General features: G+C 72.1%; 29 protein-coding genes. 10 read left to right on the top strand and 19 right to left on the bottom strand.

Going from position 1 to position 25,166, the window contains the following annotated elements:
- Positions 1-33: 33 nt before the first annotated feature.
- The 4 genes from AB0O67_RS10165 to AB0O67_RS10150 all read right to left on the bottom strand — a co-directional run bounded on the left by AB0O67_RS10165 (position 34) and on the right by AB0O67_RS10150 (position 2,872).
- Positions 34-795: an SDR family oxidoreductase gene (locus tag AB0O67_RS10165; RefSeq protein WP_365448182.1), complete on the bottom strand. Its 762-nt coding sequence runs from the start codon at positions 793-795 to the stop codon at positions 34-36.
- Positions 796-806: 11 nt separating this feature from the next.
- Positions 807-1,568 carry a 3-oxoacyl-ACP reductase FabG gene (fabG, locus tag AB0O67_RS10160; RefSeq protein ID WP_365448180.1) on the bottom strand — a complete coding sequence of 254 codons (762 nt, stop codon included), beginning with the start codon at positions 1,566-1,568 and terminating at the stop codon, positions 807-809.
- 135 nt (positions 1,569-1,703) lie between these two features.
- A complete protein-coding gene (locus AB0O67_RS10155) occupies positions 1,704-2,120 on the bottom strand; it encodes a DUF3037 domain-containing protein (RefSeq protein WP_365448178.1) in 417 nt (138 codons plus the stop codon).
- Positions 2,117-2,872 (bottom strand): HipA family kinase, encoded by a 756-nt coding sequence (locus AB0O67_RS10150; protein WP_365448176.1) that lies wholly within the window; start codon positions 2,870-2,872, stop codon positions 2,117-2,119. Before AB0O67_RS10150 ends, AB0O67_RS10155 begins: the two co-directional genes overlap by 4 nt.
- 182 nt (positions 2,873-3,054) lie before the next feature.
- Between AB0O67_RS10150 and AB0O67_RS10145 the strand changes: the two genes are divergently transcribed.
- Positions 3,055-3,510, top strand: a complete 456-nt coding sequence (locus AB0O67_RS10145) for a Rieske (2Fe-2S) protein (RefSeq protein ID WP_365448174.1) — start codon at positions 3,055-3,057, stop codon at positions 3,508-3,510.
- Positions 3,511-3,513: 3 nt separating this feature from the next.
- Here AB0O67_RS10145 and AB0O67_RS10140 read toward each other — a convergent pair whose 3' ends face one another.
- Positions 3,514-4,155: a cysteine hydrolase gene (locus AB0O67_RS10140; RefSeq protein ID WP_365448221.1), complete on the bottom strand. Its 642-nt coding sequence runs from the start codon at positions 4,153-4,155 to the stop codon at positions 3,514-3,516.
- A 133-nt stretch (positions 4,156-4,288) separates the two neighbouring features.
- On the opposite strand from AB0O67_RS10140, the gene AB0O67_RS10135 reads away from it, so the two are divergent.
- Positions 4,289-4,756, top strand: a complete 468-nt coding sequence (locus AB0O67_RS10135) for a pyridoxamine 5'-phosphate oxidase family protein (protein WP_365448172.1) — start codon at positions 4,289-4,291, stop codon at positions 4,754-4,756.
- A gap of 7 nt (positions 4,757-4,763) precedes the next feature.
- Here the strand turns inward: AB0O67_RS10135 and AB0O67_RS10130 are convergent, their stop codons facing one another.
- On the bottom strand, positions 4,764-5,666 hold the full coding sequence (locus tag AB0O67_RS10130) for a LysR family transcriptional regulator (protein ID WP_365448171.1): 903 nt from the start codon (positions 5,664-5,666) through the stop codon (positions 4,764-4,766).
- Between the two features lie 38 nt (positions 5,667-5,704).
- On the opposite strand from AB0O67_RS10130, the gene AB0O67_RS10125 reads away from it, so the two are divergent.
- A complete protein-coding gene (locus AB0O67_RS10125) occupies positions 5,705-6,682 on the top strand; it encodes a DMT family transporter (RefSeq protein WP_365448169.1) in 978 nt (325 codons plus the stop codon).
- Between the two features lie 81 nt (positions 6,683-6,763).
- Here the strand turns inward: AB0O67_RS10125 and AB0O67_RS10120 are convergent, their stop codons facing one another.
- Together AB0O67_RS10120 and AB0O67_RS10115 are read right to left on the bottom strand one after the other, a co-directional pair.
- Positions 6,764-7,096 (bottom strand): glyoxalase superfamily protein, encoded by a 333-nt coding sequence (locus AB0O67_RS10120; RefSeq protein ID WP_365448167.1) that lies wholly within the window; start codon positions 7,094-7,096, stop codon positions 6,764-6,766.
- Positions 7,097-7,119: 23 nt separating this feature from the next.
- The gene (locus AB0O67_RS10115) at positions 7,120-8,442 is read right to left on the bottom strand and encodes an aminotransferase class I/II-fold pyridoxal phosphate-dependent enzyme (protein ID WP_365448165.1); all 1,323 of its coding nucleotides are present in this window, start codon (positions 8,440-8,442) and stop codon (positions 7,120-7,122) included.
- Between the two features lie 35 nt (positions 8,443-8,477).
- Here AB0O67_RS10115 and AB0O67_RS10110 point away from each other — a divergent pair, with 35 nt between their 5' ends.
- Positions 8,478-9,161: a pyridoxamine 5'-phosphate oxidase family protein gene (locus AB0O67_RS10110; RefSeq protein WP_365448163.1), complete on the top strand. Its 684-nt coding sequence runs from the start codon at positions 8,478-8,480 to the stop codon at positions 9,159-9,161.
- Here the strand turns inward: AB0O67_RS10110 and AB0O67_RS10105 are convergent.
- The 3 genes from AB0O67_RS10105 to AB0O67_RS10095 all read right to left on the bottom strand — a co-directional run bounded on the left by AB0O67_RS10105 (position 9,148) and on the right by AB0O67_RS10095 (position 11,901).
- Positions 9,148-10,086, bottom strand: a complete 939-nt coding sequence (locus AB0O67_RS10105; protein WP_365448161.1) for an EamA family transporter — start codon at positions 10,084-10,086, stop codon at positions 9,148-9,150. The two genes, AB0O67_RS10110 and AB0O67_RS10105, sit on opposite strands and share 14 nt — an antisense overlap.
- 189 nt (positions 10,087-10,275) lie before the next feature.
- Positions 10,276-11,277 carry an EamA family transporter gene (locus AB0O67_RS10100; protein WP_365448159.1) on the bottom strand — a complete coding sequence of 334 codons (1,002 nt, stop codon included), beginning with the start codon at positions 11,275-11,277 and terminating at the stop codon, positions 10,276-10,278.
- A 78-nt stretch (positions 11,278-11,355) separates the two neighbouring features.
- Positions 11,356-11,901 carry a Clp protease N-terminal domain-containing protein gene (locus AB0O67_RS10095; protein ID WP_365448157.1) on the bottom strand — a complete coding sequence of 182 codons (546 nt, stop codon included), beginning with the start codon at positions 11,899-11,901 and terminating at the stop codon, positions 11,356-11,358.
- A gap of 263 nt (positions 11,902-12,164) precedes the next feature.
- Between AB0O67_RS10095 and AB0O67_RS10090 the strand changes: the two genes are divergently transcribed.
- Entirely contained in the window at positions 12,165-12,593 is a 429-nt protein-coding gene (locus AB0O67_RS10090; protein ID WP_365448155.1) for an SRPBCC family protein, read from the top strand.
- Between the two features lie 85 nt (positions 12,594-12,678).
- Here AB0O67_RS10090 and AB0O67_RS10085 read toward each other — a convergent pair whose 3' ends face one another.
- Positions 12,679-13,314: a PadR family transcriptional regulator gene (locus AB0O67_RS10085; protein WP_365448153.1), complete on the bottom strand. Its 636-nt coding sequence runs from the start codon at positions 13,312-13,314 to the stop codon at positions 12,679-12,681.
- 186 nt (positions 13,315-13,500) lie between these two features.
- Between AB0O67_RS10085 and AB0O67_RS10080 the strand changes: the two genes are divergently transcribed.
- Complete coding sequence (locus AB0O67_RS10080) at positions 13,501-14,310, top strand: PhzF family phenazine biosynthesis protein (protein WP_365448151.1); 810 nt, start codon at positions 13,501-13,503, stop codon at positions 14,308-14,310.
- Positions 14,311-14,351: 41 nt separating this feature from the next.
- Here the strand turns inward: AB0O67_RS10080 and AB0O67_RS10075 are convergent, their stop codons facing one another.
- Both AB0O67_RS10075 and AB0O67_RS10070 read right to left on the bottom strand, forming a co-directional pair.
- Positions 14,352-15,152, bottom strand: a complete 801-nt coding sequence (locus tag AB0O67_RS10075; RefSeq protein WP_365448219.1) for a type II CAAX endopeptidase family protein — start codon at positions 15,150-15,152, stop codon at positions 14,352-14,354.
- 164 nt (positions 15,153-15,316) lie between these two features.
- Entirely contained in the window at positions 15,317-16,837 is a 1,521-nt protein-coding gene (locus tag AB0O67_RS10070; protein ID WP_365448149.1) for a glutamate--cysteine ligase, read from the bottom strand.
- A gap of 163 nt (positions 16,838-17,000) precedes the next feature.
- Here AB0O67_RS10070 and AB0O67_RS10065 point away from each other — a divergent pair, with 163 nt between their 5' ends.
- The 3 genes from AB0O67_RS10065 to AB0O67_RS10055 all read left to right on the top strand — a co-directional run bounded on the left by AB0O67_RS10065 (position 17,001) and on the right by AB0O67_RS10055 (position 18,585).
- The gene (locus tag AB0O67_RS10065; protein WP_365448147.1) at positions 17,001-17,147 is read left to right on the top strand and encodes a hypothetical protein; all 147 of its coding nucleotides are present in this window, start codon (positions 17,001-17,003) and stop codon (positions 17,145-17,147) included.
- Positions 17,148-17,405: 258 nt separating this feature from the next.
- Complete coding sequence (locus AB0O67_RS10060) at positions 17,406-17,999, top strand: hypothetical protein (RefSeq protein WP_365448145.1); 594 nt, start codon at positions 17,406-17,408, stop codon at positions 17,997-17,999.
- A 379-nt stretch (positions 18,000-18,378) separates the two neighbouring features.
- Positions 18,379-18,585, top strand: coding sequence for a DUF5999 family protein (locus tag AB0O67_RS10055; protein ID WP_365448143.1), 207 nt, complete (start codon positions 18,379-18,381; stop codon positions 18,583-18,585).
- 504 nt (positions 18,586-19,089) lie between these two features.
- On the opposite strand, the gene AB0O67_RS10050 is transcribed toward AB0O67_RS10055, so the two are convergent.
- The 3 genes from AB0O67_RS10050 to AB0O67_RS10040 form a co-directional block, all read right to left on the bottom strand.
- Positions 19,090-19,179, bottom strand: coding sequence for a potassium-transporting ATPase subunit F (locus tag AB0O67_RS10050; RefSeq protein WP_365448141.1), 90 nt, complete (start codon positions 19,177-19,179; stop codon positions 19,090-19,092).
- A 98-nt stretch (positions 19,180-19,277) separates the two neighbouring features.
- On the bottom strand, positions 19,278-20,609 hold the full coding sequence (lysA, locus tag AB0O67_RS10045; RefSeq protein ID WP_365448139.1) for a diaminopimelate decarboxylase: 1,332 nt from the start codon (positions 20,607-20,609) through the stop codon (positions 19,278-19,280).
- A gap of 12 nt (positions 20,610-20,621) precedes the next feature.
- Positions 20,622-21,107, bottom strand: a complete 486-nt coding sequence (locus AB0O67_RS10040; RefSeq protein WP_365448137.1) for an SAV_915 family protein — start codon at positions 21,105-21,107, stop codon at positions 20,622-20,624.
- Positions 21,108-21,409: 302 nt separating this feature from the next.
- Between AB0O67_RS10040 and AB0O67_RS10035 the strand changes: the two genes are divergently transcribed.
- Entirely contained in the window at positions 21,410-21,769 is a 360-nt protein-coding gene (locus AB0O67_RS10035) for a hypothetical protein (protein ID WP_365448136.1), read from the top strand.
- 83 nt (positions 21,770-21,852) lie between these two features.
- Here the strand turns inward: AB0O67_RS10035 and AB0O67_RS10030 are convergent, their stop codons facing one another.
- Positions 21,853-24,396: a sensor histidine kinase KdpD gene (locus AB0O67_RS10030; RefSeq protein WP_365448134.1), complete on the bottom strand. Its 2,544-nt coding sequence runs from the start codon at positions 24,394-24,396 to the stop codon at positions 21,853-21,855.
- Positions 24,397-24,398: 2 nt separating this feature from the next.
- Entirely contained in the window at positions 24,399-25,082 is a 684-nt protein-coding gene (locus tag AB0O67_RS10025) for a response regulator (RefSeq protein WP_365448132.1), read from the bottom strand.
- Positions 25,083-25,166 lie beyond the last annotated feature (84 nt).

The raw sequence follows: 25,166 nt of genomic DNA, 5'->3' as shown, positions 1-25,166 counted from the left end.
CCGGAACGTCCGAACCGATACGGCCCGATCCGGTCAGCCGACCCCGGCGTTGAGGAAGATGCCGCCGTCGACGACGAGCGTCTGGCCGGTGATCCAGTCGGCCTGCGCCGAGGTGAGGAACGCAGCGGCGCCGCCGATGTCGGAAGGCACGCCGAGCCGGCCGAGCGGGTAGGCCGACGCGGCCTCCGCCTCCCGGCCCTCGTACAGGGCCTGCGCGAACTTGGTCTTCACCACCGCCGGGGCGATCGCGTTGACCCGCACCTTGGGCGCGTACTCGTGCGCCAGCTGCAGGGTCAGGTTGATCATCGCGGCCTTGCTGATGCCGTAGGCGCCGATGAAGGGCGAGGGGGCGACACCGGCCACGGAGGCGATGTTGACGATCGCGCCGCCGTTCTCCTTCTGCCAGGCGTGCCAGGTCTTCTGGGCGAACCCGAGCGCCGAGACGACGTTGGTCTCGAAGACCTTTCGCGCCACGTCGAGGTCGAGGTCGGCGATCGGCCCGAACACCGGGTTCGTACCGGCGTTGTTGACCAGGTAGTCGACCCGGCCGAAGGCCTCCATCGTCCGCTCCACGGCGATGGCCTGGTGGTCGAGGTCGTGGGCCTTGCCCGCGACGCCGATGACCCGGTCGGAGCCGAGTTGCTCGACGGCCTCCTTCAGGGCCTCCTCGTTGCGGCCGGTGATGCAGACGCGGTCACCGCGTGCCACCAACGCCTCGGCGACGCCGTAGCCGATGCCGCGGCTGCCGCCCGTGACGAGGGCGGCCTTGCCGGAGAGTCCGGGCAGTTCAGTCATGTCCGTGCCCCCTAGTCGAGCGGTCCGCCGGCGACGTACAGCACCTGGCCGGAGACGAATCCGGCCGCCTCACCCGTGAAGAAGGCGATGGCGTTGGCGATGTCGTCGGGCTCACCGACGCGCTGCACGGGGATCATGGTGGCGGCGGCGGCCTTGAAGTCGTCGAAGCCCATGCCGACCCGCTCGGCGGTCGCGGCGGTCATGTCGGTGGCGATGAAGCCGGGGGCGACGGAGTTGGCGGTGACGCCGAACTTGCCGAGCTCCTTGGCGAGGGTCTTGGTGAAGCCCTGCAGACCGGCCTTGGCGGCGGAGTAGTTGACCTGGCCGCGGTTGCCGAGGGCGGAGGAGGAGGAAAGGTTGACGATGCGGCCGAAGCCGGCGTCCACCATGTGCTTCTGGCAGGCCTTCGACATCAGGAAGGCACCGCGCAGGTGCACGTTCATGACGGTGTCCCAGTCGGCGACGCTCATCTTGAACAGCAGGTTGTCGCGGAGCACGCCCGCGTTGTTGACAAGGATCACCGGCGCGCCGAGCTCCTCGGCGATCCGGGCGACGGCCGCCTCGACCTGCGCCTCGTCGGAGACGTCGCAGCCGACGGCGACGGCCTTGCCACCGGCCGCGGTGATCTTCTCGACGGTGTCCTTGCAGGCGGCCTCGTCGAGGTCGAGCACGGCGACCGCGCGGCCCTCGGCCGCCAGGCGTACGGCGGTGGCGGCCCCGATGCCGCGCGCGGCGCCGGTGACGACTGCGACCCGCTGCTCAGTGGTGGACATTGCTGCTTCTCCTCGCCCTTGGGATGCGGCTCAACGGCACTCTCTTCGATGAGCGACCGCTTAGTACCTTCAGCAGACGTGACGCTAGAAGCCCTGGCACCCGGTGTCAACGGCCCATCGGGTGCATGTGATCCATCACCTCACCAGCAGGTCGAGCAGCCGTTCGGTCTCGGCCGCCGGATCGAGGGTCAGCCCGGTGTGCACCGGGCCGGGCCGTACGACCGTGGAACGGGGCGCGATCAGCCAGCGGAAACGCCGCCCGGCGTCGTCGCCCGCCGCCTGTCCGGCCGCCTCCCCGCCCCCGCAGACGCTCTCCACCGCGCGCAGCGCGGCACGCACTCCGGCCACGTCCGCGTCCGGGTCGAGGGCCAGCAGTCGCGCCTCGTCGAGGTGGGTGCGGGCACCGACGTACGCCTTGGCGCGGCAGTACACGAGCACGCCCGCGTTGATGCACTCGCCACGTTCGACGCGCGGTACGACCCGCAGCAGCGCGTACTCGAAGACGTCCCGGCCGCCGCCCTGGCCGGCCCTGGTGATGTGGCGCTCGCTCACTTGATCCCCTCGATGCGTTCGTGGATGACGGCGGCGCGCGCCAGCAAGGGCCGCGCGTAGGCCCTGCGCAGGTCGTCGGGGGTGTCGAAGCCGGGCTCGCCGGTCAGCCAGGCGTCGGGGATCTCGGCGGTGACCTCGGCCAGCAGGTCCTCGGTGACGAGGGGGGCGAGCCCGGCCGCGGCCGCCGTGACGTCCGGTGCGAAGGTCCGCAGGGCGTGGTCCGAGGCGTCGTAGGGGCGGGCGGCGGAGACCTCGGCGCCGGGCCAGTTGTGGTGCCAGATCATGGTGGCGCCGTGGTCGATGAGCCACAGGTCGCCCTGCCACATCAGCAGGTTGGGGTTGCGCCAGGAGCGGTCGACGTTGTTGACCAGCGCGTCGAACCAGACGATCCGCCCGGCCTCCTCGGGGCCCACCGTGAAGGCGAGGGGGTCGAAGCCGAGCGCGCCGGACAGGAAGTCCATGCCGAGGTTGGGGCCGCCGCTGGACCGGAGCAGGTCCTGGACCTGCTGGTCGGGCTCGCCGAGCCCGAGGAGCGGATCCAGGCCGACGGTCACCAGACGGGGGACGCGCAGGCCGAGCCGGCGGGCGAGCTCGCCGCAGACGACCTCCGCGACGAGCGTCTTGCGGCCCTGTCCGGCACCGGTGAACTTCAAGACGTATGTCCCGAAGTCGTCGGCCTCGACGAGTCCCGGCAGCGAGCCACCCTCACGCAGCGGCGTGATGTAGCGGGTCGCGATGACTTCCTTGAGCATCGCCCCAGGCTACTGGGGTGTCCGGCGCCGTCGGCCCCGGCCTGCCGGTACCGCGTCGCGATCGTTCCCGTCAGATCTCGATCGAGTGAAGTTAGGCTCGGCCGCTGAACTTCGGCCCTCCGTCGACCGTACTGCTGAACAGATCAAGGGATCACCCAGTGTCCGTGGAAGGGAATGCCAGCATGCCCAGCCAATCGCTTCACACCGAGTCGGGTCCGGCCCGCCGCACCGTCATGGCGGCGGCCGGGGCCGCCGGGCTCGCCGTCGCGCTGACCGCGTGCGGGTCGGGCGACGACTCGTCCAGCACCGGCGTCGACTCCGATTCCGGGGCCGGCGCGGGCTCCGGTGCCGGCGGTGGCACCGCCCTCGCCAAGACCTCCGAGATCCCCGAGGGCGGCGGAAAGGTCATCGGCGACCTGGTGGTCACGCAGCCGACGGCGGGCGAGTACAAGGCGTTCTCCTCCAAGTGCACCCATCAGGGGTGCGCGGTGAAGGACGTCAAGGACGGGGCCATCATCTGCCCCTGTCACGACAGCCGGTTCTCGGCCACCGACGGCAGCGTGCAGCAGGGTCCGGCGACCCAGCCGCTGGCGGCTTCGGAGATCGTCGTGTCGGGCGACGAGATCCGCCTCGCCTGAGGGTCAGCGACGACGCGGGCGTCCGAAGCGGCCGAGCACCTCGTCCGTGGTCGCGACCGTGGCGACCAACGCGAGGGTGTTGCGGATCATCGCGGGGGTGTAGTCGGCGGGCACCCCCGCGACGGCGTCGGCCGGCAGCACGACCGTGTAGCCACGGTTCACCGCGTCGAACACCGCGTTGGGAACGGCCACGTTGGCCGAGACGCCGGTGACGATCAGGGTGCGGCAGCCGAGATTGCGCAGTAGCGCGTCGACGTCGGTGCCCTGGATCGGCGACAGGCCGTGCAGCCGCCGTACGACGAAGTCCTCCTCGGTGACCTCGATGGGGGCCACGACGCGCACCGCCGCGGTGCCGGACAGCTGCCGGACGGGCAGCCGTTCGGCGGCGCGGAAGAGGCGGGCGTTGCGGTTCGCGCCACGGCCGTCGGGGCGGCGTTCGGCGATGGCGTGGATCACCTGGACGCCGCTCTCGTGGGCGGCGGCCACCAGCCGGGCCACATTGCCGAGGGCGCCCGAGGAGCGGAACTCCTTCGCCAGCTCCGGCAGGGCACTGTCCGGGCCGACCACGCCCTGCTGGCACTCGACGGTCAGGAGCACCGTGCTCGCGGGGTCGAGCAGTTCACCGAGCTGTTCGTACGACGGCATGGCGCCCCCCTGGTGGCCGGCGATGTGGGAGCCGGTGAGATCAGCCACCATTGCACAGGGACGGAAGACGGTCCATGCTTTGCTGACATACCGTCAGATGCCGTTCTTCCGAGGGGAATCCGAGGGGAAACACATGACAGCCACTCAGCGCCGGGGCCGGAAGATCATGATGACGCCCGGTGAGCTGGACGCGTTCCTGACCAGCCAGCGCACCTGCCGGGTCGCCACGGTCTCGGCCGACGGGGCGCCGCACGTCAGCACGCTGTGGTTCGCCTGGGACGGCACCTCGATGTGGCTGTACTCGGTGGTGCGCAGCAAGCGGTGGACCGATCTGCGGCGCGATGCACGGGTGGCGATCGTGGTCGACACCGGGGAGGAGTACGACGAGCTGCGCGGCGTCGAGCTGTCCGGGACCGTCGAGTTCGTGGGCGAGGCTCCGCGCACCGGTGAGCTGTGCGCCGAACTCGACCTGCCGGAGACGCTGTTCGCCCGCAAGAACTTCGGGCTTCAGGAGATGCCGCACGACGGACGGCACGCCTGGATGCGGCTCACACCGGCGAAGACGGTCTCCTGGGACTTCCGCAAGCTCGGTTCGCCGTAGCGCGGGGTCAGCCGACGCTCTCGCCCGCCGACCGCAGTGCCGCCACCGCCGCCCGGATCGACGGCCGACGGTCGGCGTCCGCCCGCCAGACGACGTACACGTGCCGCCGCACCCGCTGCTTCAGCGGCACGGTGACGACACCGGCGGGCATGGGGTGGCGGCCGAGCAGCGGGCAGACGCAGACGCCGAGCCCGGCGGCGACCAGCGCGAGCTGGGTGTGCGTCTCGGCGGCGCGGTGCCCGAGAATCGGCTCGACGCCGCGCGAGCGCAGGGTGAACATCAGCCACTCGTGGCAGAACTCGCCCTGCCCCCAGGTGATCCACTCGTCCTCGGCGAACTCCGCGAGGTCCACCTCGTCCCGGTCGGCGAGCGGATGCCCGGCGGGCATCGCCACGTCGGCGGGATCGTCCAGGATCGACGCCTTGACCAGGCCGTCGGGCAGTGCCATCGGCTTGTTGTACCAGTCCAGGACCACCGCCAGGTCGATGTCGCCGCGCACCACGCCCTGGATGCCGCGCTCCGGCTCCAGCTCGCACGTGCGCAGCCGCAGCGCGGGGTGGGCGGTGCGCAGGGTGGCGAGCGCGCCGGGGAACAGTCCGCGCGCGGCGGTCGGGAACGCCGACAGGCGCAGCTCCCCGGCGACCTGCCCGCGCTGCGCCTCCAGGTCGGACTGGGCGAGGGCGACCTGCGACAGGATGCGCGACGCGTGCTGCGCCAGCAGCCGGCCTGCGTCGGTGAGCCGGACGCCCCGGCCGTGCTTGGCGAGCAGTTGCTGGCCGACCTCCCGCTCCAGTTTGGCCAGCTGCTGGGACACGGCCGAGGTGGTGATGTGCAGCCCCTCGGCCGCGCCGCTCACCGAACCGTGCCGGGCGAGCGCGTCGAGGGTGCGAAGACGGTCCAGGCTCAACATATAAGCGATGCTACGAGATACAGGGTGCGAAATCTCGCTTGTTCTACAGGGTCCGGTCCCGCATGGTTGCTTCCGTGACCACCGCCACGACCGATGCCACGCATGGCGCCACGCACGGCCCGCTCCGGGCCCCCGCCCGCCGCACGATCGACTGGAGAGTCCGCTTCGCGGCGCTGTCCCTGGTCTGGGGCTTCAGCTTCCTGCTCATCAAGGTGGGCACCGACGGCTACGCCCCCTTCCAGGTGACCCTCGGCCGACTGCTGTTCGGCACGGCGGTGCTTGCGGCGGCGATGGCGGTGAAGCGCCAGCGGCTTCCCCGCGGCGCGCGCACCTGGGCCCATTTGACGGTCGCCGCGTTCCTGCTGAACGCGCTGCCGTTCTCCCTGTTCGCCTACGCCGAGCTGACGATCCCGTCCACGCTCGCCGGCATCTGCAACGCCACCTCGCCGCTGTGGGGCATGGCCCTCTCGATGGTCGCCCTCTCCGAGGACCGGCCCACCCGGGTCCGGGTCGCGGGGCTGGGCCTGGGCTTCCTCGGCGTGCTGACGGTGCTCGGCGCCTGGCAGGGCTTCACCGGCGTCGACCCCACGGGCACGGCCCTGGCACTGCTGGCCTCGCTCAGCTATCCGATCGGCTGGATCTACGTCCGGCGCACACTGGCCGGATCCGGTAACTCGCATCTGTCGCTCACCGGCGCCCAGTTGCTGCTGGCCACACTGCAACTGGCCGTCGTGACGCCGCTGTTCACCAGCATGCCGAGCCGCTTCCCGGTGGTGCCGTTGCTCGCCGTCGCGGCCCTGGGCACCCTGGGCACGGGCTTCGCGGTGCTCATCCAGTACGGCCTGGTCGCCGAGGTCGGGCCGACCACCGCCCAGATGGTCACCTACTTCATCCCGGTCATCGCCACGGCGGCGGGCGTCGCCATCCTGGGCGAGTCGCTGACGTGGTCGACACCGGTGGGAGCGGTGATCGTGCTGGCGGGGGCGGCACTGACGCAGGTGCGGCCCAGGAGATGAAGCCGGGGCGCCGACGCCGCCCACGCGGGCGGCGCTCGCCTCAGGGGCGGATCGGGGCTCGCCGCACGGGTGGGCCCGCGCTCAGTCCTTCGGCGTGCCGATCCGCAGCCGGTTGCCGTCGGGGTCCCGCAGCTCGATCTCCCGGGCCCACGGAGCCTCCTCCACCGGCACGCCGAAATCGGCGGCGACCCCGTCGACGTCGGTGAGCCTCAGATAGACCAGCGTGTCCGGCCGGGCGTCGCCGGTGTGCTCCGACAGGAACAGGCTCACCGGCCCCCGCGCGACCTCCACGAACGCCGGCAGTCCCGGCTCGAAGCGGTGCTCCCACAGCCGGGCGAACCCCAGGCGCTCGTACCATCGCACCGCCGCGGCGGCGTCGGCCACGCGCAGGACCGGAATGATGTCCTCGTTCATGGCGCCATCGTTCCAGACGCCTCCTACACGTGGCTGCGCGCCGGCGCCGGGCGCACCGCTGCGGCGATCACGTCCGCCAGCGGTTCCGTCTCGGCCTCGGTGAGCGTGGCGACGGTGACCCGGATCCCGGGCGGGGCGCTCAGGCGGAAGCGGGCGCCGGGGGCGACGGCCCACCCGGCGTGCAGCAGACGGGAGACGGCCGCGGTCTCGTCCGGTACCGGGATCCAGACGTTCAGGCCGGTGCGGCCGTACGCCGCCACCCCGCGCCGCCCGAGCGCGTCGATCAGCGCGCCCCGGCGCCGTCCGTACGCCGCCGCGACGGCCGCCGTGTCCACCGCGCCGTGGGCCCACAGATGTGCCACCGCGCGCTGGGTGATCCGGCTGACCCAGCCGGGCCCGAGCCGCTGCCGCCCGCGCACCCTGTCCAGCGTGACCTCGTCACCGGTGAGCACGGCCAGCCGCAGGTCGGGTCCGTACGCCTTGGCCGCCGAGCGGACGAAGGCCCAGTGCCGGGTGACGCCGGCCAGGGGATGCAGCGGCACGTCGACGATGCCGTGGCCGTGGTCGTCCTCGATCAGCAGGGTCGCCGGATGCTCTCCGAGCACCGCACGCAGGGCACGCGCGCGTGCGGCGCTCAGCACGGCTCCGGTGGGGTTCTGCGCGCGGTCCGTGACGACGAGGGCGCGGGCGCCCGCCTTCAGCGCGCCGTCCACCTCGTCGGGGAGCGGGCCGTCGTCGTCGAGGGCGACGGGAAGAGTGCGCAGCCCGAGGGCAGGCACCAGGTCGAACAGGCCGCCCCACCCGGGATCCTCCACGGCGACCGCGTCCCCGGGCTTGAGGTGGGCGGCCAGCACCCGCTCGACGGCGTCCAGCGAACCGGAGGTCACCGCGATCGGGCCCGCGGGCACTCCCCCGGCGTCCATCCCGGCCCGTGCGAGGCGCGCCAGTTCGGGCTCCACCGGCGTCTCCCCGTACAGCACCGGCGCCCCGCCCGCCGCCTCGGCGAAGGCGGCCGCCGGCGACGGCAGCAACGCCGGGTCCGGGTTGCCGGCGGCCATGTCCCGCACGCCCTCCGGCACGTCCACCGCGATCTCCTCGCGGCCGGTGGTGGCCGGTCTGTACCGCACCCGGCTGCCGCGCCGCCCGTCGGTCTCGATGACCCCGCGCTCCCGCAGGGTCCGATAGGCGGCGGCCACGGTGTTCGGGTTCACTCCGAGGCGGGACGCCAACTCCCGCATGGACGGCAGCAATTGCCCCGACGCCAGCGCGCCCGCCGCCACCGCGCGCTCCACGCTCGCGGAAATCTCCGCTGCCCCCCGGCCCTCGATCCGATATTCTCCTAGCACAAAGACAAGTATGCACTAGTGCAATGGAGAGCGCCATGCAGGGGACCCAGGAGCCGACGTCGCAGGCCGCCGCCTACACCCCGAGCGACCGCACCGTCCCCACCCGCTCACCGGACCGCGCGTCGTACGACAAGGACCTGGTGCACGCGATACTCGACGAGGGGTACGTCTGCCACCTCGGCTTCGTCCGCGACGGCGCGCCGGTGGTCCTGCCGACGCTCTACGCCCGGGTCGGCGAGCGGCTCTACGTGCACGGCTCGACCGGCTCGCGCCCGCTGCGGATGACCGGGCAGGCCGAGCCCGGCCTCCCCGTGTGCCTGACGGTCACCCACGTCGACGCGCTGGTCCTCGCCCGCTCGGCCTTCCACCACTCGATCAACTACCGCTCCGTGGTGGTGCACGGCGTCGCCCATGACGTCACGGATCCGGAGGAGAAGCGGCTGGCCCTCGACGCGCTGGTCGACCACGTGGTGGCGGGCCGCTCGCGTGACTCACGGCCCGCCAACAAGAAGGAGTTCGCCGCCACCGCCGTCATCCGCCTCGACCTGGACCAGGTCTCCGCGAAGGCCCGCACCGGCGGCGTCAACGACGAGCCCGAGGACCTGGCGCTCCCCCACTGGGCCGGCCTCGTTCCGCTGCGCAAGGGGTACGGCACACCGGTGCCTGCCGCCGACCTGGCGCCCGGCACCGACCTGCCCGGCTACCTCACCGCGCGCTGAGCCCACGCGCCCCGCGCGCCTCGGCCACCGCCAGTCCCGCGACGGAGCCCAGCATCAGCAGGGTGCCGACCAGGGTGGCGGTGGTGAGCTGCTCGCCGAGCAGGGTGACGGCCAGGACCGCCGCGCTGACCGGCTCCAGCAGCATGATCACGGACACGGTGGCCGACCGCACGACGGCCGCGCCCGCGAAGTAGAGGGCGTAGGCGAGGGCCGTGGGGATCGCCGCAATGTAAACAAGAAGCCACAGCAGCAGGGCGGGTTCCGGCGTGTGCGGAACCAGGCCCTCCGTCAGCGCGAACGGCAGCAGGACCAGGGTCGTGACCGCGAACGCCCAGACGGTGGTGGCGGAGGCGTCGGCGCCGCCCCCGCGGCCCCAGTAACGGGTGAGCAGGGTCATCGCGCAGTACCCGGCAGCGGACAGCAGGGCGAGCGCGATCCCCCAGGGGCGTACGGCGGTGTCACCGCCGCCGAGCACCAGCACTCCGAGGCCGCCGAGCGCGCCGGTGACCGCCAGGACGCCGGCGCGGCCGAGCCGCTCCCCCATGGTCAGGCGTGCGCCGAGCGCGATGAGGACGGGGCCCGCGCCGAGGGTGACGACGGTGGCGACAGCGAGGCCGGTGGCGGAGACGGCGGCGAAGTAGGCCGTCTGGAACACCGCCAGCCCGAGGCCGATCGCGCCGATCCGCAACGCCTTGCGGGCGAGCGGCTCAGGGGCGGCCGCGACGGCGCGCGGGCGCAGATGGCGGGCGGCGAGCAGCAGGAGCAGGCCGGCCGCGCAGCGCCAGAACGACAGGGCGACGGAGCCCATGTCACTGGAGCGGTAGACCAGTGAGGCTGCCGCGCCCGCGGTGCCCCAGGCGGCACCGGCGACGATCAGATACAGGAGGCCTCGCCCGACGGGCAGGCCGGAAGCAATGGTGGACACGCGTTTCTCCGCATTGCGCCAGGAGCGCAGAAGTTCGGGAAGGACCGCCGCTCAGCGGGGTCCGGGGACGACTTCCGCGGGCAGCACCGTTCAACCCGGCGCGACAGCGCGGGGCATGAAGGTCCGGGGGCCCGCCCTCAGGCGGCCGGAGGCGGAAGAACGCGTGCGTCCGAATACATGATCAGCACTCTATGCGGCCGTTCCCCGGGCCGACAACTCACGCTCGGGACCGCCACCGGCCACCACCGGCTCCGGCGAGCCCTTGGCGGGCGTCGACGACTGCGCGATGAACGCACCGATCAGGACGATCACCCCGCCCACGATCTGCGGCGCCGAGAGGTGCTCGCCGAGCAGCACCCAGGCCAGCACGGTCGCGATGACCGCCTCAAGGCACGCCACGACGCCCGCGACCTGCGGGGAGAGCCGGCGTACCGAGACCACGCCGGTGACGTAGGCGACGACGGTCGCGATCAGCACGATCCAGGCCAGCAGGGCGGCCGCCGGGACGGCGGTGCCGTCCATGGGGGCGGAGCCGGCGAGCACCGACCAGTCCATGCCCCACGGGCGGGCCACGACGGTCAGCACGGCGGCGCCGATCAGGAGCCCGTAGGCGATCACGCCGAGCGGGTCCGGGGCGTCGGCGCCGGAATCGCTGCCCTGGTCGGACAGCACGAAGTAGCCGACCTGGCAGCAGGCGGCGCCGAGGGCGAGCAGCAGTCCGATGGCGTCGAAACCGAGTCCGGACCACACCTCGACGACGCAGGCCAGGCCGCCGACCGCCAGGACCACGCCGAGCGCCGCGGCGCGCGTCACGGGCCGCCGTTGCACGAACCGCACCCAGCCGAGCACCAGGGCGGGCGCGAGGTACTCGACGAGCAGCGCGACGCCGACCGGGATGCGCGATATCGCGGCGAAGTAGCAGGCCTGCACGCCGGCGACGGCCAGCAGGCCGAACCCGGCGAGCAGCGCGGGCCGGCGGCGCAGCAGCGCGCGGTGGCGCACGGCGAGCGGCAGCATCACGAGGGCCGCGCCGGCCACCCGCAGCCACACCACGTGCAGCGGGTCGAGGCCCGCCTCGATCAGCGGCTTGGCCGCGACTCCCGATCCACCGAAGGCGACCGCCGACCCGAGCGCGAGCGTGAGCCCGGTGCCCTTTCCGCGGCTTCCCCGACTGCTGACTGACGTATGCACCCGGACATGATGACAGGCGGCGACATGACCGTCATCCCCGATGACTCCTGTCTCAGCGAATGGACTCCGGCCGCCCGCTCAGGAACCGGCCTCGGCGCCCCCGACGCACTCCTGCGAGCCGTGCTCGATCCGCAGGAACAGCTCGGGCGCCTCCACCCCGGCGCGCTCCAGCACCTCGACGGCCCGCGACCGCGGATCCACGACGATCCCCGCGAGCAGATCGAGCCCCCGGGCCCGCCCGTCGCCGCGGCGCGCGGCGCGTTCCCCGGCGTACGCCATCGCCGTGGCGGCCAGCGGCGAGTGGCCCGGGACCCCGGTCGCGACCGGGATCGCGCCGGAGTCCTCGACCGCGCTCTGCCAGCGCAGGCCGTAGCCGATGCTGCGCTGCACGAGGTAGCCGAGCAGCCGCGCGAGCTGCGGTTCGCTGTCGAAGACGGCGCGCGCCTCGGGGTCGTGCTCCAGGAGCGAGTGCAGCAGATGGGCGGTGTCGACCTGCCGGTCCCCGTCCCGCACTGCCCGCCTGCGGGCTCCCGTGACCACCGCCGCCAGCTCGTCGCTGAGACTGGCATCGTTGTCCGCGTGGGGGTGTTCGCCGGCCTGCTGCCGGGGGATCGGGTATTGCACACCCCTACCCCACCAGTCCCCTCGGATCCGGTCATCCCCGGCCAGAACCATTTTCCCGTCCCACGGACAGGGGACATCCCTGGCCGGGATCTCCTCCTCAGGGATGAGATCAGGCCGAGACCGGCACGACGCACGCCGTCCCGCCGCGCGCCGTGTACAGCGCCGGGCACGTCCACATTCTCTGACTCCTCGTCAGTATTGAATGTTGCAGGCCCTGCGGCTACGTTCCGCGACACCGAAGCCCGAGACGAAGAGGTGGTCGCATGGCCGAAGTCAGCGCGGAGGCACGCATCGAGGCACCGGCCGAGAAGGTGTGGGACCAGCTCACGGACTGGTCCGCGTACGGGGAGTGGAACGCGACCCACACCAGCTTCCCCCGAGGCGGCCCTACGACCCTGGAGATCGGCGCCACCTTCCAGGAGAACATGAAGCTGATGGGCTTCCCGGCCGAGGTCGAGTGGACCGTGGAGGAGCTGACACCGGCCCGGGTGCTGGCGATTCGCGGCAAGGGCCCGATGTCCGTGACCGTCACCACGCGCTACACCCTGGTCCCGCACGAAGACGCCACGACGGTCCGTGTCGAAGGGGAGTTCACCGGTGCCGCGGTCTCCCTGATGGCGGGCAGACTCAAGGACTCGGCCACCGCCGCACTGGACGAGTCGCTGCGGAAGCTGGCCGGCCTGGTGACGTGAAGCCGCCGCGCACCTGGGGCTCGACGCACGGCAGAGCGCCCCGCGGATCGTTCCACGGGGCGCCTGTGGTGCCGTAGGGCAGGTGTCAGCCCTCGTCGGCGAGAATCAGATACAGCTTCTTGCGGGCCTCGTTGATGACGGTGAGCGCCTTCTCGCGCTGCCCCTTGTCGCCGGTCTTCCAGACCTGGCTGAAGGCCTCCATCAGTCCGAAGCCGGCCTGGCGGATCTCGCCGAGAGCCTCCCAGTCGACGCCGCGCGAGGCCTCCTCCCAGGGGGCCTCCGGGCCCTCCTCGGCCGCCGTGCGGCCCGCGTCGGTGAGCGAGAACAGCTTCTTGCCGCCCTCGGACTCACTGACGATCAGCCCCTCGTCCTCCAGCAGTTGGAGGGTGGGGTACACCGAGCCGGGGCTGGGCTTCCACGCCCCGCCGCTGCGCTCGGCGATCTCCTGGATCATCTCGTAGCCGTGCATCGGCCGTTCCTTCAGCAGGGCCAGGATCGAGGCGCGCACGTCACCGCGCCGCGCCCTTCCCCTCGGACCGCCGCGCCCTCGTCCGCCCCAGGGGCCGGGGCCGAAGCCACCGAAGCCGCCCGGGCCGCCGTGACCGAAACCGTGCCCGCCCGGACCGAAGGGGCCGAAGGCCGCGCGCAGTGCGTCGAAGTCACCACGACCGCGCCGGGGGCCCTCGTGTCCGTGTCCACGCTCGTATCCGTGGTTGTGCATGGTCATCACTCCATCTGTTCGTCGATCTAGCGCAGACCTACCGTAGATCCGTCGCGATACTTCAACGATATATCGGAATAGTTCGGTGAGCAAGGCTCATCGACCGGGCGCCGCGCCCGGAACGGGTCCACTGCTCGCGAATTGGCCTTGGCCCGCGGCTTCGCGCGGGTCCTAACGTCAGGGGCCATGCGGATGCGAATCGTCGATGCCTTCACCGACCGCCCCTTCACCGGAAACCCGGCCGGGGTCCTGCTTCTCGACGCGTTCCCCGAGGACCGCTGGATGCAGAGCGTGGCCTTGGAGGTCAACCACGCCGAGACGGCCTTCGCCCACCCGCTGCCCGAGGGCGGCGAGGCCGACTGGGCGCTGCGCTGGTTCACCCCGGTGGCGGAAGTGGCGATGTGCGGTCACGCCACGCTCGCCACGGCCCACGTGCTGCACACCACCGGTGCCTGCGAGGGCCCGGTCCGGTTCGCGACGCGCAGCGGCGTCCTCGTGGCCACGCCCCGGGAGGACGGTTCGATCACGATGGACTTCCCCACGGCGCCGCTCACGCCGGTCGACGTCCCCGAGGGGCTCGCCGAGGCGCTCGGCGCACAGCCGCTGACGGCCTTCGACACCGGCCCGAACGTGGGGGACCTGCTGGTGGAGCTCGCCGACGAGCGGACCGTCCACGCGCTGCGCCCCGATCACAGGGCCGTCGGCGCCCACTCGTCACGCGGCGTCATCGCCACCGCCCGCGCCCAGGAGCCGGCCCTCGGGTACGACTACGTCTCCCGGTGCTTCTTCCCGAACGTCGGCATCGACGAAGACCCGGTCACGGGCAGCGCCCACACCGCGCTGGCCCCGTTCTGGTCGGAGCGCCTCGGGCGCGCCGAGCTGACCGGGCTGCAGGCCTCGCCCCGGTCCGGCCGCGTCCGCACGGAACTGCGCGGCGGGCGCACCCTGCTCGGCGGCCGGGCGGTGACGGTGATCGAGGGCGAGCTGCTCGCCTAGACTAGGGCCTGTCGTACGGACGCGCGGGCCCCGACGGCACCTCAGGCGGTGGGCAGCCAGCCCACCTTGCCGGCGAGCAGGGCATATCCCACGAACGCCCCGATGTCGAGCAGCGAGTGCGCGACCACCAGCGGGCCGACGCGGCCCCAGCGCCGGTACAGAAGGACGAAGACGACGCCCATCACCATGTTGCCGACGAAGCCGCCGATGCCCTGGTAGAGGTGGTACGAGCCGCGCAGCACGGAGCTGGCCGTCAGCGCGGCGCCGGGCGACCAGCCCGACTGGTCCAGCCGGCGCAGCAGATAGCCGACGACGATGACCTCTTCGACGATCGAGTTCTGCAGGGCCGACAGGATCAGCACCGGGAACTTCCACCACACCTCGGGCAGGGCCTCGGGGACGACCGTGAGGTTGAATCCGAGGCCGCGTGCGGCGAGGTAGAAGGCGATGCCGCTGCTGCCGATCACCGCGGCGAGCACGGCTCCGCGCCCGAGGTCGGGCCAGGGACGGGTGCGGTCGAAGCCGAGGGTCCTGAGGCTCTTCCCCTCACGCATCAGGAAGTGCGCGACCAGGGCGACGGGGATCAGCGCGGTGGTGATCCCGAACAGCTGCCAGGCGAGATCGAGCCAGGGCCGACCCGGCGCGGCGGAGGCATTGAGCGTGGCGGCCTGGTCCTTCAGTCCGCCTGGCCGGGTGACGGACCCGACGAAGCTGATGAGCGCGGACAGGGCGCTGGCGCCCAGCGAGAGCCCGAGCACGAGCAGGGTCTCGTCCCGCAGCACCCGCCGCGACGGCACCCCGCCCGCCGGGGCGCCCTTCACGGTTCCCGCCTCACCCTGCACGCCCGCCTCCAGCCGAGTTGTCCCAGCGCACATCCTGCATCCTGGTCCAAGACGTGCGCAGGACAGCCTCGCAGACGTAGTTGTGCCCCGGCCTCCGGCCCCTGGTTCCGCCCCGGCCGCGCCCCTGGTTCCGCCCCGGCCGCGCCGAACCGGCCGGGCGGCGCTCACGACGTCCGGGCAGCCGCCTCCGGCACCCCGACCGGCCAGGTGTGCACCGGCTCGCCGTGGCGCATCAGCTCGGCGTAGCGCCGCGTCGTCGCGGCCAGGGCGGCCTCGCGGGGAAGGCCGCTCTCCAAGGCCCGGTGGAAGGTCGCGACCTGCCAGGACGCGCCGTTCACCCGCCGCCTGCACCGCTCGTCGATCACGCCGAGATACAGGTCCCGGTCGGCCGGTTCCACGCCCCAGGCGTCCAGCCCGGCCTCGGCGAGCGGCAGCAGTTCGTCGCGCACCAGACTCACCGCGTCCACCTCGGTCGTCCCGCCGTAGCGGCCCCGCCGCGGCCAGGTGAAGCGCGCCTCGATGCCGTACCGGCACGCGGCGTCGAAGTTGGCCTCGGCGGCCTCGAAGGGCAAGCGGGTCCACACCGGCCGGGAGTCCTCGGCGAGCGCGCGGATGAGGCCGTAGTAGAAGGCCGCGTTGGCGATGACGTCGGTGATGGTCGGCCCGGCGGGCAGGACCCGGTTCTCGACGCGCAGGTGCGGGACGCCGTCGGCGATGCCGTAGACGGGCCGGTTCCAGCGGTAGACCGTGCCGTTGTGCAGCACCAGTTCGGCGAGTTTCGGCACGCCGCCCGCGTCCAGGACGTCCAGCGGGTCCTCGTCGTCGCAGATCGGCAGCAGCGCGGGGTAGTAGCGCAGGTTCTCCTCGAAGAGGTCGTACGCCGAGCTGATCCAGCGTTCCCCGAACCAGGTGCGCGGCCGCACGCCCTGCGCCTGGAGCTCGGGCGGGCGGGTGTCGGTGGACTGCTGGAACAGCGGCGGCCGGGACTCTCGCCACAGCTCCCTGCCGAACAGGAACGGCGAGTTCGCACCCACCGCGATCTGCGCGGCGGTCGCGGCCTGCGCGGCGTTCCACACGTCGGCGAACCGTCCCGGGGTGACCTGGAGGTGCAGTTGCACGGACGTACAGGCGGCCTCGGGCGCGATCGACTTGGACGTGCAGGTCAGATGCTCCACGCCGTCGATGTCCAGGGTGAAGTCCTCACCCCGGGCGGCCACGATCTGGTCGTTGAGCAGGACGTAGCGATCCACGTCGGAGAGGTTCGAGGAGACCAGGTCGTCGCGTTCGAGGGTCGGCAGAATACCGATCATCACGATTCCGGCATCCACCTCACCGGCTTTCCGGTGGGCATATGCCAGTGACGTACGGAGTTCTTCCTCCAGCCGGTCGAAAACCCGACCCCCCAGCCGGTGCGGCGCGATGTTGACTTCCAGGTTGAACATGGCGAGTTCTGTTTGGAAGTCGCGGCTGGCGATCCTTTCCAGGACCTGACCGTTGAGCATTTTCGGCATACCGTCGGCACCGGCGAGATTCAGTTCGATCTCCAGCCCCATCAGGTTCTTGGGCCGATCGAACCGCTTCTCCTCCAGCAGTCGCTCCAGCCCCAGCAGGCACTGCTGGAGCTTGGTGCGGTAGCGCTGGCGATCGGACAGGTCGAACGCGCCCGCCACGACCTTCTCCCCCATCGAAGCGTCCCTCCTCGGTGGGCGGGCCGAAAGATCCGGCCGCCGGTGTCCGGGTCAGGGTGGATGATGCCCAGCCCCAGCGATCCATAACGCCCCCGGTGAACGACCGCAGTCGCTACTCTGGCCCCTTGAGCCAAGAAGATCGGTGGCACATTCACCGGGCATGACGCAGCATGCACTTCTCGACGTCGAAGACCTCGTGAAAAACGCCGACGAGAATTGGCCGACCGCTGTTCGGGCATTACCCGAGGTCATCGCGGTGTCCCCCCTTCGGAAACGGGATGATTTCCACGTATCGCTGACCGAATGAACTCTTGTGCGAGTGCCCGGAAACGGTTAGACGAAACACCGGCTGAACAAATGTCGTATAAACTCGGTCGACAGGGCAGCAGGCCGTCGCCCATGGTCGGAGGAAACTGTCGTCGTCGATCACGCCCGGCAGGCCTCACACCCACACCATCGTTCGCGGACCCGGCCTCGCCTGCCTCCCTGCCCTTCGTGAGCTGACAGCGCCGTCCGCCCCCGCCCCGTCGCGCCACCCTGCCTGTCGAATGAGAGGCGACCCACCATGCCGCTGCTTGTCCCCCCGGCACCCGCGCCCGCACTTCGCTCCGTCCTCACGGCCCTCGGTTCCCCCACCGCGGTCCGGGAGGCCCGAACCCCCGCCTTGCGCAATGCACAGGGCCCTGTCACGCCCGAGCTGCCGCTGCCGGTCCACGTGCTGGACCGGATCACCGCGAAGGGCGAGCCAGTCACCCGACTGGCCGGATGGCGCTTCCTGATCCGCTCCGGCGACCATGTGGTCGCCGCGGCGGAGAGCATGCTCACGCCGGACGGCTGGGCGTTCTCGCACTTCTTCGAGGGGCCGTACATCGTCTCCACCGAGCGCGCGCTGCGTCAGGCGGAAACCCTCACCCAGTCGTACCAAGCACGTCTGCTGTCCGTGCCGGGCCTGTACATGCTCACGCTCTGGCTCCACGGGGACCGCGCCTCCGACGGCACCGCCGGCCACCCCGCGGCGACCGATCTGCTCGTCCCGCTCGCTCCCGCTCCGCCCGGCATCGCGGCGAACCGCCCGCACCGGGTCGCCGAACTGCTCCCGGTGCTGACTCTCCGGGTGCCGCCGGCCCCGCCCACGCCCCTGCTCGGCTCCCCGGCCTGACCGCCGAGCGGACGTCACGCGGCGCACTCCGTACCCCGTCACCGGATCACCGGTGGCGGGGTACGCCGCTGCCGCTCCTACGAGTTCCGCCTCGCTCGTACGAGCCGGGAACGCGCTCCGACCCGTACGGACTAGCCCCATCCGGCCACCCCGAACCACCCGAAGTGACAGTGCAGTTGGGGTGAACCGTCCGCGCGGGTGATGCGTCATCAACCTGTGAGGAAGCGGTGCGGCGAAATCCCTGCGGAAAGACGCCCGTGGGGCAACACTGGGTTCGACCGACTTATGACAACGGGGGGCGGCCATGAACGAAGCTTCACGCCGCGGGACAGACACGACAGCGATCACCGACGACACAACAGAGCGAAAGATCCCTTCCATGTGCCAGCACCAGTCACCGTGCCCGACCGCCGACTCCGCCGACCGGGAATCCGCCCGTCTCGTGGCGCACCACCCGGAGCAGGGCTGGAGCCTGCTGTGCAACGGTGTCGTGCTCTTCGAGGACACCGGTGAGCTCCTGCCGGACGGCCAGATCATCGCCCCGCACCGGCTGCCCGCCGGCAGCCAGGTGATGACCGCCGCCTGAGCACGGACCGGGCGGCTGGCACCGCCCGGGGAGAACGAGGGGCCGGCCCGCGGACGTACACCGCGCACCGGCCCCGACGCGTGTTCGGCAGCGGTCACTGCCAGTAGTCGGTCATGCGCGCCCTACGTCAGGCGCTCCGCGAGCGGCCCCGGGGAAAGTGCGGGGAGGTGGCTGAGCAGCGCCGGCAGCGGAGCGGCACCGGTGGCCAGGACCACGAGTTCACACCGCGGGCCTGCAGGGTGCCGGCGGTGGCCCCCGGCCACTGCCTGACCGGCCGCCCGGCGAGCGCGAGCAGGAACGCCGTCGGCAGGTAGTGGCCGGGTCAGCACGAACATGACGGGGTTGTGGGTCGGCGTGCGCGGGTTCAGCTTGCGCAGCGCGGCGGGCAACGCGCGCCGGAGCCGCTGCGGATCGAGCAGACCGGCGCCGATCCTGCGCGCCGGCTCCGCAACGGCGGCCGTACCGCCTCGGCGGGTCTGTCTCGGGTGGGTGCGGGCGCGGTCATCAGAGGCGCTCCGGCTTGATCAAGGCCATCACCAGGTAGACGAGCGGGGCGATCGCGACGATCAGCCCCACCACGTTCTCGGCCGTCACGGGTTCCTCACATGTCGTGTCCAAGGGCTTGGGCCGCCTCCGGCCGAGGACTTGACGGGCACTCGGCCGGAGGCGGGCCGCCGGGGGGCCGCGCGGGCCTACAGACCCACGTCACGGCTGCGGATGTCGTCCAGGGACTCGCGGCGGACCAGGAGCCGGGCGCGGCCGTCGGCGACGGCGGCCACGGGCGGTCGGCCGACCATGTTGTAGCCGGAGGCCATGGACAGCTGGTAGGCGCCCGCGACGGGGACGGCGAGGAGGTCGCCGGGCCGTACGTCCGCGGGCAGTTCGACGTCGGCGGCAAGGACGTCTCCGGCCTCGCAGTGCCGGCCGACCACGGTCACCGGGGCCTGGGCCGCGGTGCTGTGCCGGCCGACCAGCCGGGGCGCGTAACGCACGCCGTACAGGGCGGGCCGCGGGTTGTCGCTCATGCCGCCGTCGACGGCGACGAAGGTGTGCGAGCCCGTGCGCTTCACGGCCAGGACGTGGTAGAGGGCGACGCCGGCGGGGCCGGCGATGGCGCGGCCCGGTTCGATCATCAGACGCGGCACCCTGAGCCCGGCCGCCGCGCACGCCTCGGTCAGCTCGCTACGCACCTTGCGGGCCAGCGTGGTGAGGTCCAGAGCCGGTTCGCCCGGGCGGTAGGCGATGCCGTGGCCGCCGCCGAGGTCGAGTTCGGACAGGGCCAGGCCGTACTGTTCGTACAGGCGGGCCATCAGGCCGACCATGCGCCGCACGGCCGAGAGGTACGGCTTGACGCTGGTGATCTGCGAGCCCAGGTGGCAGTGCAGGCCGGTCAGTTCGAGCTGCGGCTGGTCGAGGATGCGGGCGATGGCGTGCTGGGCGTAGCCGTCGGAGAGGGACAGGCCGAACTTCTGGTCGTCGGTGCCGGTGCGGACCTTGGCGTGCCCGCCGGCGCTGATGCCGGGTATCACCCGGACCATGACCTTCTGGTGCCCCTCGGGCCCGACGGCCGCCGCCAGCCGGGCGATCTCGGACGGGCCGTCGATGACGATGCGGCCGACCCCGAGCCGCAGCGCGGTCTCCAGGTCCCGTGGCGACTTGGCGTTGCCGTGCAGCACGATCTTCTCCGGCGGGAAGCCCGTGGTGACCGCCAACTCCAGCTCACCGGCGGAGCAGACGTCGAGTCCGAGGCCTTCCTCCTCCACCCAGTGGACCATCGCGCGGCACAGGAACGCCTTGGCCGCGTACACGACGTCGGCTTCGGGGAAGGCGTGCCGGTAGGTGCGGCAGCGTTCGCGCACTTCCGCCTCGTCGAGGACGTAGACGGGTGTGCCGAAACGCTCGGCGACGCCGGCGAGCTGTACGCCGCCCACGGCGAGTTCGCCGGGGTGCTGCTCGGTGGTGGAGGCCGGCCACACCGACAGGGCGTGGGTGGTGGTGACGGCGGGTTCGTGAAGCGTTGTCATCGTGCGGTCCTCTCAACCGATCCACAGCGCGAGCGCCGAAACGAGGGCGGCGGCGCCGGTCACTCGCAGGACGCCGACGGCCTGGGGGTTCCAGGAGGCGCCTCGGGGAGCCGTCGGTACCGGCACCGCGCGCGGCACGGGGTTCCCCGGAGCGGAGGCGGGCTCGGGGGCGGGCGAGGTCTTCGGCGCGGGCGCCGCGGCGGTGTTTCGGGCCGGTGCGGGTGCCGAGAACTGAGGGTCGATCGTGACGGTGGTGACCCCGAGCGGCGCGGTCAGCGCGCGCAGGGCGGGTTCGGCCAGCCGGATCCACGCCTGGTCGGGGCCCAGAGTCGCCCTGAGCCGCTGCTCGGAGGTGAAACCCACGGCCGTACGGTCGCCGAGGGGGGTGCGGAAGAGCCGAGCGGTGAAGCCTGCCGGTCCCGGCCGGACGGGAACGTGGAGAGGTCCGGCCGGGAACCGTTCGCAGGGCTCCGGGTCGTCGCACATGAGATCTGCCATGGGATGCCTCCTGGAGGATCCTGAACTGATTGCCTTCTGTGGCTGGAGGGCCCCGGACGCGGGGAGGCGGGCCGGGGCTCTCGCCCGACGCTATGCCCGGCGTCCGGCGGCGCCGACGGGTCATGACGCGATGCTGACGGCGAGCGGGCCGACGCTGACGGGTTGCTGACGGAACGGCCGGTCGGCCTCGCCGGAAGGTGCGGTGCCTGCAAGGAAGTGACTTTCCGCCTGTTCCCGTCCCTGGCGCCGAGTTGGGATGAGGTGCGGCCGCACGAGCCGCACGCGGAAGCGACCGCGCGAGTGTGCGAAGGAACGGTGGCGCCAAGTCCGATCACGACAACTCCGGTGCCGCGCGCGTGGTCGTCGGCGTGAGCGGCTCGCTGGGGAGTCTGACGGCGCTCGGGCGGGCGACTCAGGAGGCCCGGTGCCGGGGTGCCGAGCTGTGGCCGGTGCCGGCCTGGGAGCCGCCCGGCGGGCAGCTCGCCGCGAGCCGGTCCAAGGCTCGCTACTGCCTGGCCCACGCCCGCTGCCCCGTGCCCGCGGTGCCGCCGTCCCCGAGGGAGTCCGAACTGGCCGCCCTGCACCGCCGCAACGCCTGGCGGCTACGGCTGGACACCCGGGAAGTCACCGACCGGCCGGAGTCGGTCCGACCCGAGTCCTGAGGCCGGGAGGCATCGAGTCCTGAGGCCGGGACGCATCTGCTCCTGAGGCCGGAAGGCACCGCCGGCCGCGGGACCGTCCCTCGCTACGACACCACCTGCGCCAAGTAGTCCGGGCGGCCCGGTCGGCAGCCCGGTACCCTGCGCAGGCTCAGCACCATGGTGAGGCCGCCGCCGGGAGTGTCCTCGGCGTCGAGCGTGCCGCCCATGGCCTCGGCGAAGCCACGGGCGACGGCCAGGCCGAGTCCGACGCCGGCGCCGCGCGGGGCGTCGCCGTAGCGCTGGAAGGGCTCGAAGATGCGTTCCTTGGCCTCGTCGGGGACACCGGGCCCGCGGTCCATGACCCGTACCTCCACGCGGTCGTTGATGGCGCTCGCCGACACCAGGACATGGGTGTCCGGCGGGCTGTACTTGACCGCGTTCTCCACGAGGTTGGCCACCGCCCGCTCCAGCAACCCCTTGTCGACGTGGACCATGGGAAGCGTCTCCGGGATGTCCAGGTCCACGCTGCCCTCGGGAACGCCCCCGAGGGCCATCGGCACCACCTCGTCGAGGTCGATCTCCCGCAGCAGCGGCGCGACCGTGCCGGTCTGCAGGCGGGACATGTCGAGCAGGTTGCCGACCAGGTGGTCGAGCCGGTCCGCACCCTCCTCGATCGCCTCCAGCAGTTCCGCCTGGTCCTGCTCGGACCACTCGACGTCGTCCGAACGCAGCGACGACACCGAGGCCTTGATGCCCGCGAGCGGCGTCCGCAGATCGTGGCTGACGGCGGCCAGCAGCGCCGTACGGATGCGGTTGCCCTCGGCCAGCCTGCGGGCCTGATCCGCGGCCTCCTGGAGGCGTCGGCGGTCCAGGACGACCACGGCCTGCGCGGCGAACGCGGCGAGCACCCGCCGGTCCTCGGCGGGCAGCACGCGGCCGTTCAGCGCCAGCGCCGTGTGGTCACCGACCGGTATGTCGACGTCCGCGTCGTCCGGGGACTCGGCCGGCCGCGGACCCACGCTGCCCGCGCAGGTCCAGGGGGCGACGTCGGAGTCCCGCTCCAGCAGGCCCACGGACTCCATGCCGAACGTCTCGCGCCCCCGCTCCAGCAGTTCCTCCAGGCTGGTCTCGCCGCGCAGCACGTTGCCCGCGAGGAAGGACAGGATCTCCGACTCCGCCCGCAGCCGGGCCGCCTGGTGGGTGCGCCGGGCGGCCAGGTCCACCACGGAGGCCACCGACACCGCCACTCCTATGAAGATGGCGATGGCGACGATGTTCTTCGGGTCGGCGATCGTCAGGGTGTGGACCGGTGGCGTGAAGAACCAGTTGAGCAGCAGTGACCCCACCACAGCCGAGGCCAGCGCCGGAAGCAGTCCGCCGAGCAGGGCCGCCGCCACCGTGAGCGTCAGGTACAGCAGCATGTCGTTGGCGAGGCCGACCTCGGGCGTGACGCCGGTCAGCAGGAGGGTCAGCAGCACGGGGCCGAGTACGCCCACGAGCCAGCCCCGGATGATGCGGGACCGGCCCAGGCGGGCGCTTCGCGCCACGGGCAGTCCGCGGCCCTTGCCCGCCTCGGCGTGGGTGATGAGGTGGACGTCGAGGTCGGGCCCCGACTCACGGGCGACGGTCGCGCCGACGCCCGGCCCGAAGACGTACTGCCAGGTCTTGCGGCGGGAGACGCCGAGCAGGATCTGGGTGGCGTTGACACCACGGGCGAAGTCCAGCAGCGCGGCAGGTATGTCCTCGCCCACCACCTGGTGGAAGGTGCCGCCGAGATCCTCCACCAGGGTGCGCTGGACGGCCAGTTCCTTCGGCGAGGCACCGGAGAGTCCGTCGCTGCGGGAGATGTACACCGCGAGCACCTCGCCGCCGGCGCCCTTCTCCGCCAGCCGCACGGCGCGCCGGATGAGGGTCCGGCCCTCCGGGCCGCCGGTCAGCCCGACCACGATCCGCTCACGCGAACCCCAGATCTTCGACACCCGGTGTTCGCTGCGGTATTCGGTGAGGTACTCGTCGACGCGGTCGGCCACCCACAGCAGCGCCAGTTCGCGCAATGCAGTGAGGTTGCCGGGCCGGAAGTAGTTGGAGAGCGCCGCGTCGACCTTGTCCGGCTTGTAGATGTTGCCGTGCGCCATCCGCCGGCGCAGCGCCTCGGGGGACATGTCGACGAGTTCCACCTGGTCCGCGCGCCGTACGACCTCGTCGGGCACGGTCTCGCGCTGCCGGATGCCCGTGATGGACTCGACGACGTCGCCGAGGGACTCAAGGTGCTGGATGTTGACCGTGGAGACCACGTCGATGCCCGCCGCCAGCAGTTCCTCGATGTCCTGCCAGCGCTTGGCGTTGCGGGAGCCGGGGACGTTGGTGTGGGCGAGTTCGTCGACCAGCGCCACCTGGGGTCGCCGGGCCAGCACGGCGTCCACGTCCATCTCGCTGAACACGCCGCCCCGGTAGGCGAGTTGCCGCCGGGCCACCTGTTCCAGACCGTGCAGCATCACCTCGGTCCGCGGTCGGTCGTGGTGCTCGACGAACGCCACCGCGCAGTCGGTGCCCCGTTCGACGCGCCGGTGCCCCTCGGAGAGCATCGCGTACGTCTTGCCGACGCCCGGGGCAGCGCCGAGGTAGATCCGAAGCTTGCCGCGTGCCATGTTCACCCTTCGAAGCGGTAACCCATACCGGGTGCGGTGACGAGGTGGCGGGGGTGCGAGGGATCCGCTTCCAGTTTGCGCCGGAGCTGGGCCATGTAGACCCGCAGGTAGTTGGTCTTGTTGCGCTGGGACACCCCCCAGACCTCCTGGAGCAGGTGCTTCTGCGTGACGAGCCGGCCGGGGTTGGTGACCAGGATCTCCAGCAGATGCCATTCGGTCGGTGTGAGCCGCACGTCCCGTCCGTCCCGCACGGCCCTCTTGGCGAGCAGGTCGATGGTGAAGGCCGCGGTCTCCACCAGGGTCCGCTCGGGGGCGACGGGTGTCTCCTCGGTGCGGCGGACGGCCGCCCGCAGGCGGGCCATGAGTTCGTCCATGCTGAACGGTTTGGTGACGTAGTCGTCGGCGCCGGCGTCCAGCGCCACGACCTTCTCGTCCGACGCCTGACGGGCCGACAGCACCACAATCGGGACCTTCGTCCATCCGCGCAGTGCCTTGATCACGTCGATGCCGTCCATGTCCGGCAGTCCGAGGTCGAGCATCACCACGTCGGGCTGACGGGCGGCCGCGAGGCGCAGGGCCGTGGCGCCGTCGGGGGCCGCGTCCACTCCGTAGCGGCGCGCCTGCATGTTGATCACGAGGGCCCTGACGAGTTGTGGGTCGTCCTCCACCACCAGCACCCGGGTCATGGGTGTGCGCCTTTCGTCTCGAACACGCCGGTTGCGGCGCAACCGGCCCCACGGCGGCGGGAGCCGGCCGACCCGGAAGGTGTC

Origin of the sequence: Streptomyces sp. NPDC086077, from assembly GCF_040686175.1 — a bacterium.
Taxonomy (GTDB): domain Bacteria; phylum Actinomycetota; class Actinomycetes; order Streptomycetales; family Streptomycetaceae; genus Streptomyces.
The sequence above is the reverse complement of the archived record's forward strand: the minus strand, read 5'-3'. Positions and strand labels throughout refer to the sequence as shown.